This window comes from Mycolicibacterium chengduense (assembly GCF_033741155.1).
In the GTDB taxonomy this organism is placed as follows: Bacteria; Actinomycetota; Actinomycetes; order Mycobacteriales; family Mycobacteriaceae; genus Mycobacterium.
Map to the genome: position 1 here is coordinate 126,967 of NZ_JAWQNH010000005.1, position 16,499 is coordinate 143,465.

Annotated in this window: 18 protein-coding genes; 3 read left to right on the plus strand and 15 right to left on the minus strand. The window is 68.0% G+C overall.

Translation table 11 applies throughout. The annotated features are described in order from the left end of the window. Positions 1-13: 13 nt before the first annotated feature. The 6 genes from SBI67_RS19155 to SBI67_RS19180 are packed head-to-tail and all read right to left on the minus strand — an operon-like array spanning position 14 to position 4,490. Positions 14-436 (minus strand): ChaB family protein, encoded by a 423-nt coding sequence (locus tag SBI67_RS19155; protein WP_318982093.1) that lies wholly within the window; start codon positions 434-436, stop codon positions 14-16. A gap of 37 nt (positions 437-473) precedes the next feature. Next, positions 474-785 carry a hypothetical protein gene (locus SBI67_RS19160; protein ID WP_266045641.1) on the minus strand — a complete coding sequence of 104 codons (312 nt, stop codon included), beginning with the start codon at positions 783-785 and terminating at the stop codon, positions 474-476. A gap of 58 nt (positions 786-843) precedes the next feature. Then, a complete protein-coding gene (gene pucL / locus SBI67_RS19165; RefSeq protein ID WP_318982094.1) occupies positions 844-1,743 on the minus strand; it encodes a factor-independent urate hydroxylase in 900 nt (299 codons plus the stop codon). A gap of 2 nt (positions 1,744-1,745) precedes the next feature. After that, entirely contained in the window at positions 1,746-2,063 is a 318-nt protein-coding gene (gene uraH / locus SBI67_RS19170) for a hydroxyisourate hydrolase (RefSeq protein WP_318982095.1), read from the minus strand. A 19-nt stretch (positions 2,064-2,082) separates the two neighbouring features. Beyond that, positions 2,083-2,580: a 2-oxo-4-hydroxy-4-carboxy-5-ureidoimidazoline decarboxylase gene (gene uraD / locus SBI67_RS19175; protein ID WP_318982096.1), complete on the minus strand. Its 498-nt coding sequence runs from the start codon at positions 2,578-2,580 to the stop codon at positions 2,083-2,085. After that, a complete protein-coding gene (locus SBI67_RS19180) occupies positions 2,577-4,490 on the minus strand; it encodes a PbuX/PucJ/PucK family nucleobase permease (protein WP_318982097.1) in 1,914 nt (637 codons plus the stop codon). The genes uraD and SBI67_RS19180 overlap by 4 nt, the downstream gene beginning before the upstream one ends. Before the next feature lie 33 nt (positions 4,491-4,523). On the opposite strand from SBI67_RS19180, the gene SBI67_RS19185 reads away from it, so the two are divergent. Beyond that, on the plus strand, positions 4,524-5,060 hold the full coding sequence (locus SBI67_RS19185; RefSeq protein ID WP_318982098.1) for a nucleotidyltransferase family protein: 537 nt from the start codon (positions 4,524-4,526) through the stop codon (positions 5,058-5,060). On the opposite strand, the gene SBI67_RS19190 is transcribed toward SBI67_RS19185, so the two are convergent. The 7 genes from SBI67_RS19190 to SBI67_RS19220 form a co-directional block, all read right to left on the minus strand. Beyond that, complete coding sequence (locus tag SBI67_RS19190; RefSeq protein ID WP_318982099.1) at positions 5,057-6,037, minus strand: malate dehydrogenase; 981 nt, start codon at positions 6,035-6,037, stop codon at positions 5,057-5,059. The two genes, SBI67_RS19185 and SBI67_RS19190, sit on opposite strands and share 4 nt — an antisense overlap. Continuing rightward, positions 6,034-6,366 carry a hypothetical protein gene (locus tag SBI67_RS19195; RefSeq protein ID WP_318982100.1) on the minus strand — a complete coding sequence of 111 codons (333 nt, stop codon included), beginning with the start codon at positions 6,364-6,366 and terminating at the stop codon, positions 6,034-6,036. The genes SBI67_RS19190 and SBI67_RS19195 overlap by 4 nt, the downstream gene beginning before the upstream one ends. 84 nt (positions 6,367-6,450) lie before the next feature. Next, a complete protein-coding gene (locus SBI67_RS19200) occupies positions 6,451-8,250 on the minus strand; it encodes an acetyl/propionyl/methylcrotonyl-CoA carboxylase subunit alpha (RefSeq protein WP_318982101.1) in 1,800 nt (599 codons plus the stop codon). A 259-nt stretch (positions 8,251-8,509) separates the two neighbouring features. After that, positions 8,510-9,937 carry a hypothetical protein gene (locus SBI67_RS19205; protein ID WP_318982102.1) on the minus strand — a complete coding sequence of 476 codons (1,428 nt, stop codon included), beginning with the start codon at positions 9,935-9,937 and terminating at the stop codon, positions 8,510-8,512. A 224-nt stretch (positions 9,938-10,161) separates the two neighbouring features. Continuing rightward, a complete protein-coding gene (locus SBI67_RS19210) occupies positions 10,162-10,590 on the minus strand; it encodes a SufE family protein (protein WP_413232531.1) in 429 nt (142 codons plus the stop codon). After that, on the minus strand, positions 10,587-11,471 hold the full coding sequence (locus SBI67_RS19215; RefSeq protein WP_318982103.1) for a sulfurtransferase: 885 nt from the start codon (positions 11,469-11,471) through the stop codon (positions 10,587-10,589). The genes SBI67_RS19210 and SBI67_RS19215 overlap by 4 nt, the downstream gene beginning before the upstream one ends. A 28-nt stretch (positions 11,472-11,499) precedes the next feature. Further along, entirely contained in the window at positions 11,500-13,986 is a 2,487-nt protein-coding gene (locus tag SBI67_RS19220) for a beta strand repeat-containing protein (RefSeq protein ID WP_318982104.1), read from the minus strand. A gap of 31 nt (positions 13,987-14,017) precedes the next feature. Here SBI67_RS19220 and SBI67_RS19225 point away from each other — a divergent pair, with 31 nt between their 5' ends. Both SBI67_RS19225 and SBI67_RS19230 read left to right on the plus strand, forming a co-directional pair. Continuing rightward, a complete protein-coding gene (locus SBI67_RS19225) occupies positions 14,018-14,212 on the plus strand; it encodes a hypothetical protein (RefSeq protein WP_318982105.1) in 195 nt (64 codons plus the stop codon). A 566-nt stretch (positions 14,213-14,778) separates the two neighbouring features. Next, entirely contained in the window at positions 14,779-15,558 is a 780-nt protein-coding gene (locus SBI67_RS19230; RefSeq protein ID WP_318982106.1) for a DUF4333 domain-containing protein, read from the plus strand. 18 nt (positions 15,559-15,576) lie between these two features. On the opposite strand, the gene SBI67_RS19235 is transcribed toward SBI67_RS19230, so the two are convergent. Further along, positions 15,577-16,221: a Maf family protein gene (locus SBI67_RS19235; RefSeq protein WP_318982107.1), complete on the minus strand. Its 645-nt coding sequence runs from the start codon at positions 16,219-16,221 to the stop codon at positions 15,577-15,579. 4 nt (positions 16,222-16,225) lie between these two features. Beyond that, positions 16,226-16,459: an acyl-CoA carboxylase subunit epsilon gene (locus tag SBI67_RS19240; RefSeq protein ID WP_318982108.1), complete on the minus strand. Its 234-nt coding sequence runs from the start codon at positions 16,457-16,459 to the stop codon at positions 16,226-16,228. Between the last annotated feature and the right edge of the window lie 40 nt (positions 16,460-16,499).

Below are 16,499 nucleotides of genomic sequence, written 5' to 3' on the forward strand. Positions count from 1 at the left end.
GCCGTCGACGCGATCAGGACCTGCCGCTGCGGGTTTCGTGCCGGTTGGCCTTCTTGATGGCCTCGACCAGTTCGTCCTTGGCCATCGTCGATCGGCCGGGGATGTCGAGCCGGCGCGCGATGTCCATGAGGTGCTTCTTGGTGGCGTTGGCGTTGACGCCCTCGGCGGTCTCGCCACGGGCATGGGGGCCGCCGCTGCGAGCCCGGTCATCGGAGGGGCCCGGCGCGTCCTTGGCCTCCCAATGATCGCCCACCTTTTCGTAGCTGTGTTTGAGCGCCGAGTACGCCACCCGGTGGGCGCGTTCACCCTCGCCGTACTCCTGCGCCGCCGCGTCGTGCGCCTTGGCGAAGGTGCGCTGCGCCTTGGCGTCGGACTTCTGCAGCGTGCTGGGCAGTTCGTCGCGGCGGGCCTTGCCGCTCTTCGTGGTCTTGGGCATAGCTTCTGCCTCTCGCTCGGGTGCCGTTCTCGCGTGCCTACCGCACCACTGGGAAGAACGACGTCCCGTCCTCGGGCGTGCCGTCCTCGGGCTGCTTGACCTCCACCCGCTCCTCGGCGTCGGGGTCCCGCGCCGGTTGCTCCGGCCGGACGTCGGGCACCTCGGCGGCCAGTTTGTCGTCCAGGGATTCCCCCTCGACGGCCTCCTCGCTGGACATGCCGAACTTGTCCGACCCCTGCCAGTCCTCGGGCGGGTCGACAACCTCGTCACCGTCGGCGTTGCGGACCTCGTCGGAGTCGGTTGCCTCGTCGGGTGGCAGTGTGCCGTATTCCTGTTCCTGTGCGGCCATGCGGTCAGGGTGCCCGAGGCGCCGGTCGGTCAAACACCGGGCAGCCAACCACCCCAGCTCAGACCAGCCAGCCCTGCTGCACGTCCCAGGCCGGGCCGGCGGGCGCGGCGTCGTCACGGGTCACGGTGGCCTGGATCAGTCCGTAGGGCCGGTCGTCGGCATGGAACACCTCGTTGTTGTTCTCCAGGCCGAACGGGGACAGGTCGTAGACGAAGTGATGCTTGTTGGGGGCGGACAGCCGCACCTCGGCGATGTCGGCGTGGTTCTCCAGCACCGCCCGCCCCATCTGGAACAGCGTCTGCTGCAGGGCCAGCGACTGCACCACCGCGAACTGTTCGACCAGAGCCGCTTTCACCTGGCCGTACACCATCTCCCAGTCGACGTCGGTGCGGGTGAAGCGCCACTGAGCCACCAGCGAGGTGGCCATCACCCGGTCGTGGGTGGGTTCCAGGACGGTGTAGGGATCGGTGAGAAAGCCGGCGAACTCCGACCCCGTCGACTTCAGGATGACCAGATCCTTGAGCCCGCCCACGACGTACTCGCCGGACCCGTCGACGGTGACGGCGGCCGTCCGGACCTCCTGTCCCTTCCGGATCCAGGTGTGGTCGTGCTCGGTACCGCCGACCACCGCGCGTTCCCAGGCGTACTCCTCGATCTCGATCCGGGCCGCCTGCACCGGGGCCACGTCGTGCACGAAATGCCGTGCCAGGGCCAGGCCGTAGTCCTCGACAGAGTCGATGCCTTTCTCCTTGGCGTAAGCGTAGGCGGTCTGTTTCTGCGTGTCGGTGGGCAGCACATCGGACTGATCACCGGCCAGGTGCGCCGCGGCGAAATCGCCACGCAGGCAAGTCGATACGTTGATATCGCGGATCTCGTGGCGCGGCTTGTCCCGATAGATCCGCACCACCCGGTTCTCGGCCTTGCCGTACTGGTTCTTGCCCAGGATGATCTGCGACATGGTCAACTTCCTCGGTAGGTGGAGTACGCGAACGGTGAAAGAAGCAGCGGGACATGGTATTTCTCGACACCGTCGGCCACCTCGAAGGTGATGATGACCTCCGGGTAGAAGGTCGGCGTGGCGGTGAAGTAGGACCCGGTGTCGAAGGTCAGCCGGTATATCCCGGGCGCCAAGCCCTCGGCCAGTGGTGCGATGCGGCCGTCGTCGTCGGTGTGGGCGGTCGCCAGCACCGTGCCGGTGGCATCGGTGAGCGTGACGGTGATCCCGCCCGCGGGCGTGCCCGCCACGGCGTCCAGGACATGAGTGCTCAGGTGTGTCATGCCCACGATCCTGACGCGGTCATGCCGGATCGCTCAAGAGACGCTCCAGGCGCAGTCGGTTGATCTTGGCCAGCTCACTGCGCATCACCCGGCGCTCGGTGTCGGGATCGTTGTCCAGCCGCTCGGTCAGGATGTCGAGCAACTCCTGCGCCTGCCGTCCGCTGGCACACACCAGATAGACGTAACCGAACTTGTCCTCGTAGGCGCGATTACCCTGCGCCAGCGCCACTTTCACCTCGTCGTCGGCCGAGGCCACGCCGGCCTGCTCACGAGCCGAGGCGGCGTTGTCCACCTTGCCGCCGATCCGGGGGTGCCCGTCCAGGGCCGCGTCGATCTCGGTGTCGGGCAGCTCGGCGAGTACTCGGTCGGCGCGGTCGAGCAGGGCCTGGGTATCCGGGAACGGCGCACCGGCGAGCACCCGGCGGGCCCAGATGGGCGAGCTGCACACCTCGAACAGCGCGTGCATGCGTTGCCGGTCGGTGAGTGCGTTGAAGCCGGCCAGACCGATCGCTTTCACGACAGTTCGTTGAGGCGGCTGAACCGGGCGGCGGCAATGGGGTTGGCATCGGCCACCAGATCGGTGAACCGGTAGTTGGCGATCTTGGCCACCTCGATCAACGCGAAGGCCTTCTCGGCGGAGTCGGAGTTGTCCATCCGGGACCAGCCGTTGCGCAGCACCCGGTCGAAATGCTCGGTCTCCCTGGCGCAGATGATCAACGGGAAACCGAAGTGCTCGCGGTACGCGGTTGCCAACTCCACCACGTCATTGTGGTCGGACTCGTCCAGGTTGGACAACGCCACGTGGTCGACGGCCAGCGCGTGCCCGGTCTCGTCCTCGGCCCCCAGATCGTTGAAGGCGTTGAGCAGCTCCAGTTGCTGCTCGGACGACCCGGTCAGCACGGCGTCCTGGAACGCCTCGCGCAGCGCCTTGGTGTCGCCGAAGGGCCGCTGCGCGTAGGCGCGCTCGACCGCCCACGGCACATCCTGCACCACATGGCCGAACACCTCGGTGAAGCGTTCGGCGGTCATGGTGTTCACCTCGGCCAGGGTGATCGACCCACCACCGGCGACCCGCGGGCCCCGCGAACCGGTATGGAAGAACACGATATTGAGCACGATGGCGGCCACCGCCCCGATGCTGATACCGCTGCCGAAGATGAGATTCAGCCCGGTCGGCATGGCCTTGGCGATATCGGGATAGGCGGTCACCCACAACGCCAGGGCCAGGCTGGTGGTCACGATGATCAGATTGCGGTGATCGGTGAAATCGACCTTGCCCAAGGTCTGGATGCCGACCACGGCCACCGTTGCGAACAGGGTCAGCGCCGCGCCGCCGAGCACCGGGTTGGGAATCGAGGCCACCACCGCGGCGACCTTGGGCAGGAAGCCGAGCAGGATCATGATCACCCCGGCGGCGGCCACCACCCAGCGGCTCTTGACGCCGGTCAGCCGGACCAGCCCGACGTTCTCGGAGAACGCCGTGTACGGGAACGAGTTGAAGATGCCGCCGATGGTGGTGGCCAACCCGTCGGCGCGCAGCACGTTGCCGATATCGGCGGCCTTGATCCGTTTGCCGACGATCTCACCGGTCGCGATGGTCGAGCCCGTCGACTCCACCGCCGTGATGAGCAGCACGATGATCATGGTCAGGCAGGCCACGAAATCGAACTTGGGCATACCGAACAGGAACGGGGGAGTGAAACCGACGGCGGCGGCCTGGCCGACCTTGTCGAAGTTCATGTCGCCCAACGCAAAGGCCACCGCGCATCCGATCACCAGGCCGAGCAGCACGGCGATGGTGGCCATGAAACCGCGGAACAGGCGCTGGATCGCGACGATGATGGCGATGGTGCCCAGCGCGTACAGGAACCAGCGGATATTCGTCGGGTCGGTTTCGTGGGTGTGCGGGTTGGTCACGGCGTCCAGTGCCCCCACCGGCACCAGACACAGTCCGATGATGGTGATCAGCGTGCCGGTGACCACCGGCGGGAAGAACTTCAACAGTTTGATGAACACCGGTGCGATGAGGAAGGTGAACACCCCGGCGACGATCACCGCGCCGTAGACGTAGAGCAGACTGGGCGCTCCGCCGCCGTGGGCCAGCCCGATGGCGATGATGGGGGACACCCCGGCGAAGGTGACGCCTTGCAGCAGCGGCAGCCGGACCCCGATCTTCCAGAACCCGACGGCCTGGATGATCGAGGCGATGCCGCAGGTGAACAGGTCGGCGGTGATCAGCTTGACCAGGTCGGCCTGCGGCAGGTTGATCGCACCGGCGATGATGATCGGTACCAGGACGGCGCCGGCGTAGAACGCCACCACATGCTGGAAGCCGTAGGTGGCCAGCTTGCCGACGGGCAGCACCTCGTCGACCGGGTGCGTGCGTTTGGTCGGTGCCGGGTTGAGCGACTCAGGCGGGGCCGTCATCGTTCAAGAATCGTTCACGTTCACACTGTTCGCATGTCGAGTGGGCACAAAGTCGCGGGGGTGGTGCTGGCCGCCGGGGCGGGAACGCGCTACGGGATGCCCAAAGTGCTTGCCCGCCAAGGTGACTGGCTGTTCTCGGCGGTCGCGGCGCTGGACGGCGGCGGTTGTGGGGATGTCGTGGTGGTGCTCGGGTCGGCGCAGGTCGAGGTGCCCGCGCCGGCCCGTGCCGTGCAGGCCGAGGACTGGGCCCAGGGGCTGTCGGCGTCACTGCGGGCGGGGATCGTGGCGATCGACGCCGACCTGGCCGTCATCAGCCTGGTGGACACCCCGGACGTCGGCGCGGACGCGGTACGGCGGGTGCTGGCGGCGGCGTCGGTGACCGGGCTGGCCCGCGCCGTGTATGCCGGCCGGCCCGGGCATCCGGTGGTGATCGCGCGACGGTTCTGGCCGGCGCTGCTGAGCGCGCTGCACGGGGACACCGGGGCGGCCCCCTTCCTGCGGGGGCGCGCCGATGTGGTCGAGGTCGAATGTGGCGACCTGGCCACCGGGCGTGATGTCGATGAGCGTTAGAGCAAGCCCAGCCGCTCGACAGCGGCCCGCTCGTCGAGCAGCTCGGCCACCGAGGCGTCGATACGGGCCCGGGAGAACTCGTTGACGTCCAATCCCTCGACGACCTCCCAGGCGCCGTCGACCGCGCGCACGGGCAGCGAGGCCACCACCGTTTCGGGAATGCCGTACACACCGGGGGAGGGCAATGCCACCGACGTCCAGTCCGCCGGGTCGGTGCCGTCCACCCAGTCGCGGATGTGGTCGATGGCGGCATTGGCCGCCGACGCCGCCGACGAGGTGCCGCGGGCCTCGATGATCGCGGTGCCGCGGCTGGCCACCGTCGGGATGAAATCGTTTGTCAGCCAATCGGTATCGGCTGCGAACTCGGCGCAGGGGCGCCCGCCCGCCGTGGCATGGAAGATATCCGGGTACATCGTCGGCGAATGGTTGCCCCACACCGTCACCCTGGACACGTCACCGACGTGCACCCCGGCATGGGCGGCCAGCGCGGCGACCGCCCGGTTGTGGTCCAGCCGGGTCAGCGCGGTGAACCGGTCGGCGGGGATATCCGGGGCGTGGGCCGAGGCCACCAGGGCGTTGGTGTTCGCCGGGTTGCCGACCACGACGATCCGCACGTCGCTGCCGGCGCCGGCGTTCAGGGCCGTGCCGGCCTCGGCGAAGATCGCGGCGTTGGCGGCCAGCAGGTCGGCGCGCTCCATGCCCTTGCTGCGCGGCTTGGCGCCCACCAGCAGGGCCACGTCGACGCCGTCGAAGGCGCGGACCGGGTCGTCGTAGATCTCGATGTCGACCAGCAGGTCGAAGGCGCTGTCCACCAGTTCCATCACCACACCCTCGGCGGCCTTGATCGCCGCGGGCAGTTCCAGCAGGCGCAGCGTGATCGGCACGTCCCGGCCGAGCAGTGCTCCCGCCCCGATGCGGAACAGGGCCGCATAGCCGATCTGGCCGGCGGCGCCGGTGACGGTGACGACCTTGCTCACGTGTGCACGTCCAGGCCGAGCACGGACTGCGCGTAACGCCGCACGGTGTCCTCCGAGATCGCGGCGGCGTCCTCGAAGCCGGGCCGGCCGCGGCTGCTCAGGTATCCGGTGACGGGGTCGAGGGCGACCTCGGCCAGCAGTTCACCGGTGGTGGGCTCGCAGACCGCCCAGGTGTAGCGGGTGTCGTCGGCCCAGCCGTCCTCGGCGTCGTGCACATAATCCAGATCGGTCTCGCCGAGGTCGGCCAGCGCGGGCCGGTCATCGATGCGGTCGTCGCAGCGCAACCCGCGCAGGTACCACTGGCCGTTGTTGATCTCTACGGGTTCCATCAGCCCTCCCAGAATGCCGAAAGGCCACCTATTGCACAGGATTCGGGAGAATCCGTGCCATAAGTGGCCACTCGACGTGAAAAGTTACTTGATCTCGGCGATCACGGTGCCCTGGGTGATGGCGGCGCCGGCCTCGACGGCCAGCCCGGTGATGACGCCGTCCTTGTGCGCGGTGACAGGGTTTTCCATCTTCATGGCCTCCAGCACCACGACCAGGTCACCGGCGGCGACGGTCTGGCCCTCTTCGACGGCCACCTTCACCACGGTGCCCTGCATCGGCGCGGTGACCGAGTCGCCGGACGCGGCGGCGGCGCCGGAGGCACCACGCTTGCGCGGCTTGGGCTTCTTGCGAATGACCCCGGCACCGGCCGCGGCACCGCCGCCACCCCCGAGGGCCAGGTCACCGGGCAGCGAGACCTCCAGGCGACGGCCGCCGACCTCGACGACCACCTTCTGGCGCGGCAGGTTGTCCTCGTCGTCCAGCGGTTCACCACCGGTGAACGGTTCGACGGTGTTGTTCCACTCCGTCTCGATCCACCGGGTGTGCACGTCGAACTTCTCGCCGTCACCGATGAACGCCGGGTCGGCCGTCACGGCACGGTGGAACGGGATGACGGTGGCCAGGCCTTCCACGTTGAATTCGGCCAGCGCGCGGCGCGACCGGGCCAGGGCCTCTTCCCGGGTGGCGCCGGTGACGATCAGCTTGGCCAGCATCGAGTCGAACTGGCCACCGATGACCGAGCCGCTCTCCACGCCGGAGTCCATGCGGACACCGGGGCCGGTGGGCGGTTCGAACTTGGTGACCGGGCCGGGGGCGGGCAGGAAGCCGCGGCCGGCATCCTCGCCGTTGATGCGGAACTCGAAGGAGTGCCCGCGCGGGGTCGGGTCCTCGGTGATGTCGAGGGCCTCGCCGTTGGCGATCTTGAACTGCTGCAGCACCAGGTCGATGCCGGAGGTCTCCTCGGTGACCGGGTGCTCCACCTGCAGGCGGGTGTTGACCTCGAGGAAGGAGATCAGGCCGTCCTGGCCGACGAGGTATTCCACGGTGCCCGCGCCGTAGTAACCGGCTTCCTTGCAGATGCGCTTGGCGGACTCGTGGATCTCCTTACGCTGCGCGTCGGTCAGGAAGGGTGCCGGTGCCTCTTCCACCAGCTTCTGGAAGCGGCGCTGCAGCGAGCAGTCGCGGGTGCCTGCGACGACGACGTTGCCGTGGGTGTCGGCGATGACCTGCGCCTCGACGTGGCGCGGCTTGTCCAGGTAGCGCTCGACGAAGCATTCGCCGCGGCCGAAGGCGGCGATGGCCTCACGGGTGGCCGAGTCGAACAGCTCGGGGATCTCCTCGATGGTGCGGGCCACCTTCATGCCGCGCCCACCGCCACCGAAGGCCGCCTTGATGGCCACCGGCACGCCGTACTCCTTGGCGAATGCGACGACCTCGTCGGCGTTCTTGACTGGATCAGGGGTGCCCGGCACCAGCGGGGCTTGGGCCCGCGCGGCGATGTGGCGCGCGGTGACCTTGTCGCCGAGGTCGCGGATGGACTGCGGGCTGGGGCCGATCCAGATCAGGCCCGCGTCGAGCACGGCCTGGGCGAAGTCGGCGTTCTCGCTGAGGAACCCGTAGCCGGGGTGGATGGCGTTGGCGCCGGACTTCTCGGCGGCGTCGAGCAGCTTCTCGAACACCAGATAGGACTCGGCCGAGGTCTGGCCGCCGAGCGCGAACGCCTCGTCGGCGAGCCGCACGTGCGGGGCGTCGGCGTCCGGCTCGGCGTAAACGGCCACGCTCGCGAGCCCGGCGTCCTTGGCGGCACGGATCACACGGACAGCGATCTCGCCGCGGTTGGCTACGAGCACCTTGGAGATCTTCGAGCTGGCGTGACTGGGCACTGCGCCTCCTGATGGCAGGTATCTCTAAGAAACGTCTTAAACAATCTATCGGGCGAAGTGTATGTGTCCAATTCCGGGGGTGGCGAGTCGGGACCCCAAAATTGTCAAGTCACCGTTGCGATTTCGGTAAACACATGTAACTACTGGCGAGTACGCCGGCGGGGCGCGGCGGCCCGGCGCCCGGAAACGCCGGACCGGCGGCGCCCGGGTGGGGCGCCGCCGGTCCGGCGTTCGGTGAACGTGGTGGTTCAGGCAAACGTCAGGCGAACAATGTCGGGATGCCCTGCATCGACGGTGCGGGTTCGACACCGAGCACATTGGCCAACAGGGACGGCGTCACGTCCAGCACGTCGACCTCTTTGCGGGACGGATCCGCCGGGACACCGGCACCGGCGGCGAGCAGGATGCCCTCCTCGATGTGGTAGCCGGTGTTCACCCCGCCGATGCGGTACTGGACCTCCAGCCCGATATCGGCCGGGCTGCCGGTGATCGGTTCGGAGCCGAGCGGCTGGAACTCCAGCGTGGTGGCGTCACTGCCCTGCGAATAGTCGATGCCGAAGGTGACGGTCTTGCCTTCCACCCGCACGCGGGCGAACAGCGGCCCCTTGCCGGGAACCGTCACCGATGTCAGCGGTGCGGTGGCGGCTTGCGCCTGCTCTTCGGTGTCGAAAACCAGCGAGACCATCGGGTACATCGCCAGACCCAGTTCGGCCGGGGCCACCTTGAGCTTCGCGAGCAACGCGGTGTGGTCCTCGAGCACGAAACGGTTGTCGTCGACCTTGACTACCTCGACCGGCCCCTGGCCCATGCTGGCCGCGACGACGAGCATCGCCTGCGGATTCTTGGCCAGGTACTTGCGGATCCGGCCCAACTGGCGGTCGGTGATGTCCATCGCCGCCACGATGAAACTGCCGTACACCTCGTCGGCGGAGTATTCGTACTTCTCGGTGTAGCCGGGCATCCCGTCGCCCCAGAACCGGTGCATCATGCCGGCGACGTGGTTGGTGAAGAACGCACTGAGTCGGGGCTTGTGCTTGCGCTGCAACTTCCAGTACATGTCGAAGCTCAGGGGGGCCTGCATGGCCGACCGGAACGCCTTGTAGCGCGGGTCAGTGCGCTCCTTGACCAGATGCGTGCCCAGGGTGGCCACCGAGCGCGGCGTCAGACCCAGCCGAACCAGGTCGACCGCGGTCGCAGCAAGCGTCTTCGGGTTGAGCAGGGCGTCGGGAGAGAAGCCGTTCGCACCGGTCATCGCGAGGTTGAAGGCCTGGAAGCGCTCCAGCGCGGCCGGATACGTCTTGGCGTCCTGGCTGAAGGTGTCCGGCACATAGAAGCCGCCGTGCCGGAACTGGCGGGCCGGCCAGCTCTGCATGGGCCCGAACAGGCCGACCGAGAGACCGGCGCTTTCCGCCACATCCCAGATCGGGTCACCGCGGAAGGTGGTCGGGTCCTGACCGAGATCGAACGAATTGTGGTCGTAGGTCGACGTGTGCAGGGTGGGCCAGGTGCGCCACGGTTGCAGGCCCTGCAGGTCTTCCCGGTCCTCGTGCACCGTCGTCAGGGACTGGCCTTCGCGCAGCAGCGCAGCGACATTGGACTGCGGACGATGTTTGACGTAAATGTCGATGACATCCCACGGCACCTCGTTCAGCTCGTAGAGGATGACATCCCTGCGCTGACGGTTCATCGAGGCGGAACCCTTTCGTATCGCTTGCACTGTGTTTGCCGGGCTCGTCGCCGCGACTGGTGAGCGCGAACGCCGCACCGGGTTTCCCCCCGCCCGCCATTGTTGCATGTGCATAGACAAAGCGCCGGTGTTGGCCGCTTTCCTGGCAGCTCTGATCAGTGATGTTGCCCATAGCGAGCCGTGGATCGGGCGCGGTGGGGCCGCCGGGTTGACGGACGTGCTACTTAGCTCGTGCCCAGCCGGCGCTTGATCCGGGCCAACATCGCCGACATGCCGCGCAGCCGCAGCGGGCTGATCAGCTTTGCCAGTCCGAGATCGGCGTAGAAATCGTCGGGTACGGCCAGGATGTCGGCCGCGGACTGGCCGTCCAGCCCGGCCGCCAGGATCGCCGCGAAACCGCGGGTGGTCGGGGCCTCGGCCGGGGCGCTGAAGTACAGGTGCACGTGGTCGCGATCGGTCGCGTCGACCTCCAGGAACAGCGGCGACTGGCACTCCGGGACGGGTTCCATGGCCGCCTCTTCCAGATGTGCCGGCAGCGGCGGCAGCTCGTTGGCGAACTCCAGCAGCAGCGCCAACTTGTCCTGGCCGGTGACTTCACCGAACTCGGCGACCACCTCCGCGAGCGCGGCCGGCATCCCCGAGGGGGTGGTCATACGGTGCCCGGCTCTTCTCCGGTGACCACCGGGACACGCACTGCGTTACCCCATTCCGTCCAGGAGCCGTCGTAGTTGCGCACGCCGGGCAGGCCGAGCAGATGGGTCAGCACGAACCAGGTGTGGCTGGAGCGCTCCCCGATCCGGCAGTACACGATCGTCTTCTGATCGGCGCCCAGGTGTCCGTAGAGCTTGTCCAAGTCGGCCCGGCTGCGGAACCGGCCGCTCTCGTCGGCGGCCTTGGCCCACGGGATCGACACCGCGGTGGGGATGTGGCCGCCGCGCAGCGCGCCCTCCTCCGGGTAATCGGGCATGTGGGTGCGCTCGCCGGTGTACTCCTGTGGTGACCGGACATCGATCAGCGGCTGGCTGCCCAGCGCGGCCAGCACGTCGTCGCGGTACGCCCGAATGGGGGCGTCGTCACGTTCGACGACGGGGTAGCCGGTGCTCTGCCGGGTGGGTACGTCCAGCGTGGTCTCCCGGCCGTGCGACACCCACAGGTCGCGGCCACCGTCGAGCAACCGCACATCGGGGTGGCCGAACAGGGTGAATACCCACAGCGCGTAGGCCGCCCACCAGTTGCTCTTGTCGCCGTAGATCACCACGGTGTCGTCCCGGCTGATGCCCTTGCGGTTCATCAATTCGGCGAACTGGGCGCCGTCGATGTAGTCGCGAACGGTCGCGTCGTTGAGGTCGGTGTGCCAGTCGATCTTCACCGCCCCGGGGATGTGGCCGGTGTCGTAGAGCAATACGTCCTCGTCGGATTCGACGATGGCCAGGCCGGGACGGCCCAGGTTGGCCGACAGCCAGTCGGCGGTGACCAGGCGTTCGGGATGGGCGTACGCGGCGAGAGCGGGATCGGGATCGGCAGCAAGAGGCACGCCATGAGCGTACCCAGACCGTCCGCGGTCAGAGCAGGCTCTTGGCCAGGATCGGCACGGTGACGGTGGCGTTGTTCGTCGACAGGCCGTTACTGCTGGTGACGGTGAACGTATCGGAGTAGGGGCCCAGCAGGGTGGCGTTGCTCATCGCGAGCGCCGTCGGGGTGTAGGTGTAGGCGCCGGTGGTGGCGTTGATGGTGACCGATCCGGTGAGCAATGTCGGGATGCTCGCCGAGTAGGTCACCGCGCCACCGTCGGGGCTGGTGGACGTGACCGTGCCGGTCACCACACCGGTGGTCTTGTTCTGCACCTGGGCGGAGGTCGTCGGCTTGGTCGGGGTGTCGTTGGTGGCCGGTGAGATCGGCACCGTGAGCGTGCTGCTGGAGCTGATGCCCAGCGCGTTGGTCGCGGTGACCGTGACGGTGTCTTTGGTGATGACACCGAGATTGGCATTCTGGCGGGCCGACGCGCTCGGGGTGTAGGTGTAGGCGCCGGTGCTGGGGTCGATGGTGACCGATCCGGTGAGCAATGTCGGGGTGCCCACCGAGTAGGTCACCGCGCCGCCGTCGGGACTGGTGGACGTGACCGTGCCGGTCACCACGCCGGTGATGAGGTTCTCGCTGACCGTCGAGGTGGGTTTGGCCGGGGTGTCGTTGGATGCGGGCGACACCGGCACCGTGACGAAGGTGGAGCCGCCGGTGTAGTAGCCGTTGGTGGCGGTCACGGTGAAGGTGTCGGTGGTGATGACGCCCAGATTGGCGTTGATGCGGTTCGCCGTGGTCGGGGTGTAGGTGAAGGTGGTGCCGGTGATGGTCACCGAGCCGCCGAGGGGCTTGGAGCTCACGGTGTAGGACAACGGCAGGTTGCCGGGGTCGGTCGCGGTCAGCGTGCCGGTGACCACGCCGGTGACGGTGTTCTCGCTGATATTGCTCACCGTCGGATTGGTCGGGGTGTCGGCTACCGGGCTGATCGTGACCGTGACGGTGGCCAGGCCGCTGGTGAAACTGCCGTTGCTGGCGGTGACCCCGAACGTGTCGGTGGCGGGGTGACCCGTTGTGAGCTGCGCGATCTGTGATTCGAACTGGGCCAATGAGGTGGGCACATAGGTAAAGGTGTTCCCGTTGATCGTGATGCTGCCCTGCGTGGGCAGCCCGATCGCGGAATAGGTCACCGCGGTGCCGTCGGGGCTGGTCGAGGTCAACGTCCCGGTGACCACTCCGGTGGTCGAGTTCAGGCTGATACCCGATGCCACCGGGACGGTGGGGATGTCGTTGGCAGCCGGTTCGATGGGCACGGTGATGAGTGCGGTGCTGGTGTAGGTGCCGTTGTCGGCGGTGACGGTGAAGACATCGGTGGTGATGACGCCGAGGTTGGCGGTCAGGCGCGCCAGTGTGGTTGGGGTGTAGGTGAATACGCCGGTCGAGCCGTTGAGGGTCAGGGTGCCGGACAGGGGTGCGGTGGCGGTGTAGGTGAGTGCCGATCCGCCGGGGTCGCTGGCGGAGATGGTGCCGGTGACCGTGCCGGTGATGGTGTTGGCGCTGACGTTGGTCGCCGCCGGGGACGTCGGGGTGTCGTTGCTGGCCGGCGATACCGGCACCGTGATGAATCCTGGCGCGCTTGCCTGACCCGATGCGTTGCCGGCGGTGACGGTGAAGGTGTCGGTGGTGACGACACCGAGGTTGGCGGTCAGGCGCGCGAGTGTGGTTGGGGTGTAGGTGAATTCGCCGGTGCTGCTGTCGAGGGTGAGGGTGCCGCCGAGAGGGCCGGTGAGCAGGCGATAGCTGACCGTCGTGTTGTCCGGGCTGGTGGCGCTCAGGATGCCCGTCACCACGCCGGTGGCGACGTTCTCGTGGACGTTGCTCGCCACCGGGGTGCTCGGCGTGTTGTTGGCGGAAAGCACCGGCACGGTGACAGTTTCGTTGGTGGCGGCCACCCCGTCGCTCGCGGTGACGGTGAACGTGTCGGAGGGATTGAGGCCGAGGGCGGCCAGCGCGCTGCCGAAGACGTTCGACTTGTAGGTATAGGTGCCGCTGGCGTCGACGTTGACCGAGCCGAACAGCGGATTGGTGTACACCGCATAGGTCAGCTGCGCGCCCGCCGGTTCGGTGACGTTCAGGCTGCCGGTGACGGTGCCGGTCGCGGGATCGGACGTGGTGGTGGGGGTTCCCGTCTTGGGGACCAGTCCCGCGAATTGCTCTGCGCCGCGGTAGAAGCCGTAGATGAGGGCACTGACGAAGTCCGTCGGTGCGAGGGGGCCGGAGAGGCCGTTGGCGCTTAGCGCGGCGATGGTGGACGGTGCGGTGAAGTAGCTGATCAGCGCGGTCTGGATGGACGCGATGAACGAGTTGGTGCTGGTCGCGTGGGGGGCCGCGGCCTCGGTGGCGGTAGCGGCGGCTACGGGCGTCGTGGTGGTCGCCGCCAGCGCTTTGGGGGCGACTGTCGTGGCTGTGGTTGTTGCGGCGGCCGTGGTCGCGACGGCGGGGGTCTTGGTTGCCTCAGTTGTCTTATCCGCCACAGTCGCCACAGTCGCCACAGTCGTCGAGGTCGTGCCGTCCGGCGAGGTGCTGGGGACGGTCTTGGCCTTCGCCGTGGTGCCGGCCTTCGTCTTCTTGTTCGGTACTGGGCTCTGGGGCGTCGTGTCGGGGACGGGGGTTGTCGTCGTCGCGGTGCCGGCGTCGGGGGTGGTCGTCGTGCCACTGCTCGACGGCGGGGTGGTGGCGGACTTCGTCGGCTTCTTGTGACCCGCGTGCCCCGTCGCCGACGTCGTGCCCGCCGCGCCGGTGGCGGCGGTGGAACCGCTCGTCGGTGTCGTTGTGTCCGACCCGGGTGTGGCATTGGCCGTGCCGGTCGCACTGGCCATGGCCGCACCCAACCCTAAGGTCACGGCACCGACACCGAGCCAGTGGTAGGGCTGGCGGGACGGCGTGGGCGCGGCGCGGTGCGCGCCCTTCCCGCGACCGTGGCGTGTGGACCGTGAGTTGGACCGGTGCGCACCCGACATGCGTTCCTCCATCTGGGCCTGGTGCCGACACGCCGCGGGCGGAGATCATCGCGCCCCGGAGTCGTCTGCGTCAACGTCAATTTCCTATCAGAGTCCGGGCTCACAGATGCGCCAATTGGGAAAATTATTGACGTGGGAGTAATAAGTGTGAGCAAATCGCCAGGTGATCTTCCAAAAGGCGGAATCTCCGCACCACGTGCGGCTAAATCGACACCACGTGCCATCCAGGTGCGCTAACAGCAAATTCGCATAATGTTCCCAGCTCAATTTCAGCAAAGCGTAGCTCGGGGCATCGCCATCGCGGTGATGGTGGCGACGGGAGGTGCGGCAGTCACCGGCTGTGCCACCACCATCGCGGGACATCCCGGCCCGACCGCGGCGCCCGCTGCGCCGGCGACGAGCGGCACCGCGGGGGCACCTGATGGCCCGAGGGTGAGTGCGGCGGCGCTGCAGAAGATGGTGACCGATCAGCTCACCGCCGCCGGCGTGACACCGCAACGGGTGGACTGCCGACAGGATCTCCTCGGCCGGGTCGGGCAGACCGCCCGCTGCGATGTCACCGTGACCCCGGTGAACAGTTTCGAGCCGATCATCTCGGTGACGGCGGTCGACGGAGCACAGATCTCCTACGCGATGACGCCGTCGGTGACCACCGGACAGTTGCAGGTCGCCGTCGCCGACATGGTGGGGCGGTCGACCACTACGGCACCAGAGGCGGTGAGTTGTGAGTCGGGTCTGGCCGGCACGGTCGGGGCGACCGCATACTGCACGGTCACCGTCGGCGGTGTCGCCACGCGCCAGGCGGTCGCGGTCACGCGGGTGCAGGGCTTGTCGATGGAGTACCGCCTCGTCCCGGAATCGGGCCAGGTGCTGCCCAAGGCCGTCGCCGAAGGCGCGTTGCTGGCCCAGCTGCGGCAGTCCGGTCAGAATGCGGATTCGGCCAGCTGTCTCGGGGATCTGCGGATCGCTGTCGATGCCACCATGGCGTGCGTCGCGGTGACCGGCGGGCAGCCCCGGAATTACGTACTGGCGGTCGCTTCGGTGGTGAACGGCAGCGTCACATTCAAAGTGAGGCCGGCGCAATGATATTCGCGAGCCGGCGGATCACCCGGGTGATGCCGGGTTGGCGCTCCACAACGCGGCGATACTGATACCGAGACTGTCCAGCAAGCTGCGCAGCAAGGGCAGGCTCAGTCCGATCACGTTGGACGGGTCGCCGTCGATGCGGTCGACGAACCAGCCGCCGAGTCCGTCAAGGGTGAATGCGCCTGCCACCCAGAGCGGTTCGCCACTGGCCAGGTACGCCTCCAGGTCGGATACGGCCGGTTCGGCGAAATGCACGGTGGTGTGCGCTGTCTGGGCCGCGCGTCCGACGACGGCGCCGTCGCGTAGCCACAGCACGGTGTGTCCGGTGTGCAGCACGCCGGGGTGCCCGGCCATGGATTGCCACTGCGCCCTGGCGGCGTCGACACTGCCCGGTTTGCCGCACAGCCGGCCGGCCACCTCGAGCATCGAATCACAGCCGATGACAACGCAATCCGCGTCGATACCGGCCGGCAGCAATCCGGCGACCCGGTCGGCCTTGGCGGCCGAGAGCGCGAGCACGACCTCGGCCGGGGCAGCCCCCGGCAGCGACGCGATGACGGCGTCCTCGTCGACGTCGGAGACCACCACCAGTGGGTCCACCCCGGCCCGGCGCAGCACCGACAGCCGGCCCGCCGAGGCGGAGCCCAGCACCAACCGGGTCAAGCGTTCAGTGCCTCATGTGGGTGCGTTCCAGCAGCGTGACCCGCTGCCAGCTGTGCACCTGGTAGCGCAGCTTGTCCACCGGGTGACCCCACAGGTCCCGCGCCGGCGGCGTGGTGTCGACCGGGCCACCGCCGGCCGCGGACAGCACGCCGATCAAGGCAGCCAGTTCCTCGGCGGTCGGGTTGCCCTTGACCACCTGGATGTGCGGTTCGTGTGTCGCGGTTTCGTTCTCGGACACCGTCGTTGACTCCTCAGCCCCGCTCACACCTGCTGAATCG

Bases quoted from the DNA above. Each gene is read 5' to 3' on its own strand.
- SBI67_RS19155 (WP_318982093.1), bottom strand. From the start codon at position 436: ATGCCCAAGACCACGAAGAGCGGCAAGGCCCGCCGCGACGAACTGCCC.
- SBI67_RS19160 (WP_266045641.1), bottom strand. From the start codon at position 785: ATGGCCGCACAGGAACAGGAATACGGCACACTGCCACCCGACGAGGCA.
- pucL (WP_318982094.1), bottom strand. From the start codon at position 1,743: ATGTCGCAGATCATCCTGGGCAAGAACCAGTACGGCAAGGCCGAGAAC.
- uraH (WP_318982095.1), bottom strand. From the start codon at position 2,063: ATGACACACCTGAGCACTCATGTCCTGGACGCCGTGGCGGGCACGCCC.
- SBI67_RS19180 (WP_318982097.1), bottom strand. From the start codon at position 4,490: ATGACGGCCCCGCCTGAGTCGCTCAACCCGGCACCGACCAAACGCACG.
- SBI67_RS19185 (WP_318982098.1), top strand. From the start codon at position 4,524: ATGTCGAGTGGGCACAAAGTCGCGGGGGTGGTGCTGGCCGCCGGGGCG.
- SBI67_RS19195 (WP_318982100.1), bottom strand. From the start codon at position 6,366: ATGGAACCCGTAGAGATCAACAACGGCCAGTGGTACCTGCGCGGGTTG.
- SBI67_RS19205 (WP_318982102.1), bottom strand. From the start codon at position 9,937: ATGAACCGTCAGCGCAGGGATGTCATCCTCTACGAGCTGAACGAGGTG.
- SBI67_RS19210 (WP_413232531.1), bottom strand. From the start codon at position 10,590: ATGACCACCCCCTCGGGGATGCCGGCCGCGCTCGCGGAGGTGGTCGCC.
- SBI67_RS19230 (WP_318982106.1), top strand. From the start codon at position 14,779: ATGGTGGCGACGGGAGGTGCGGCAGTCACCGGCTGTGCCACCACCATC.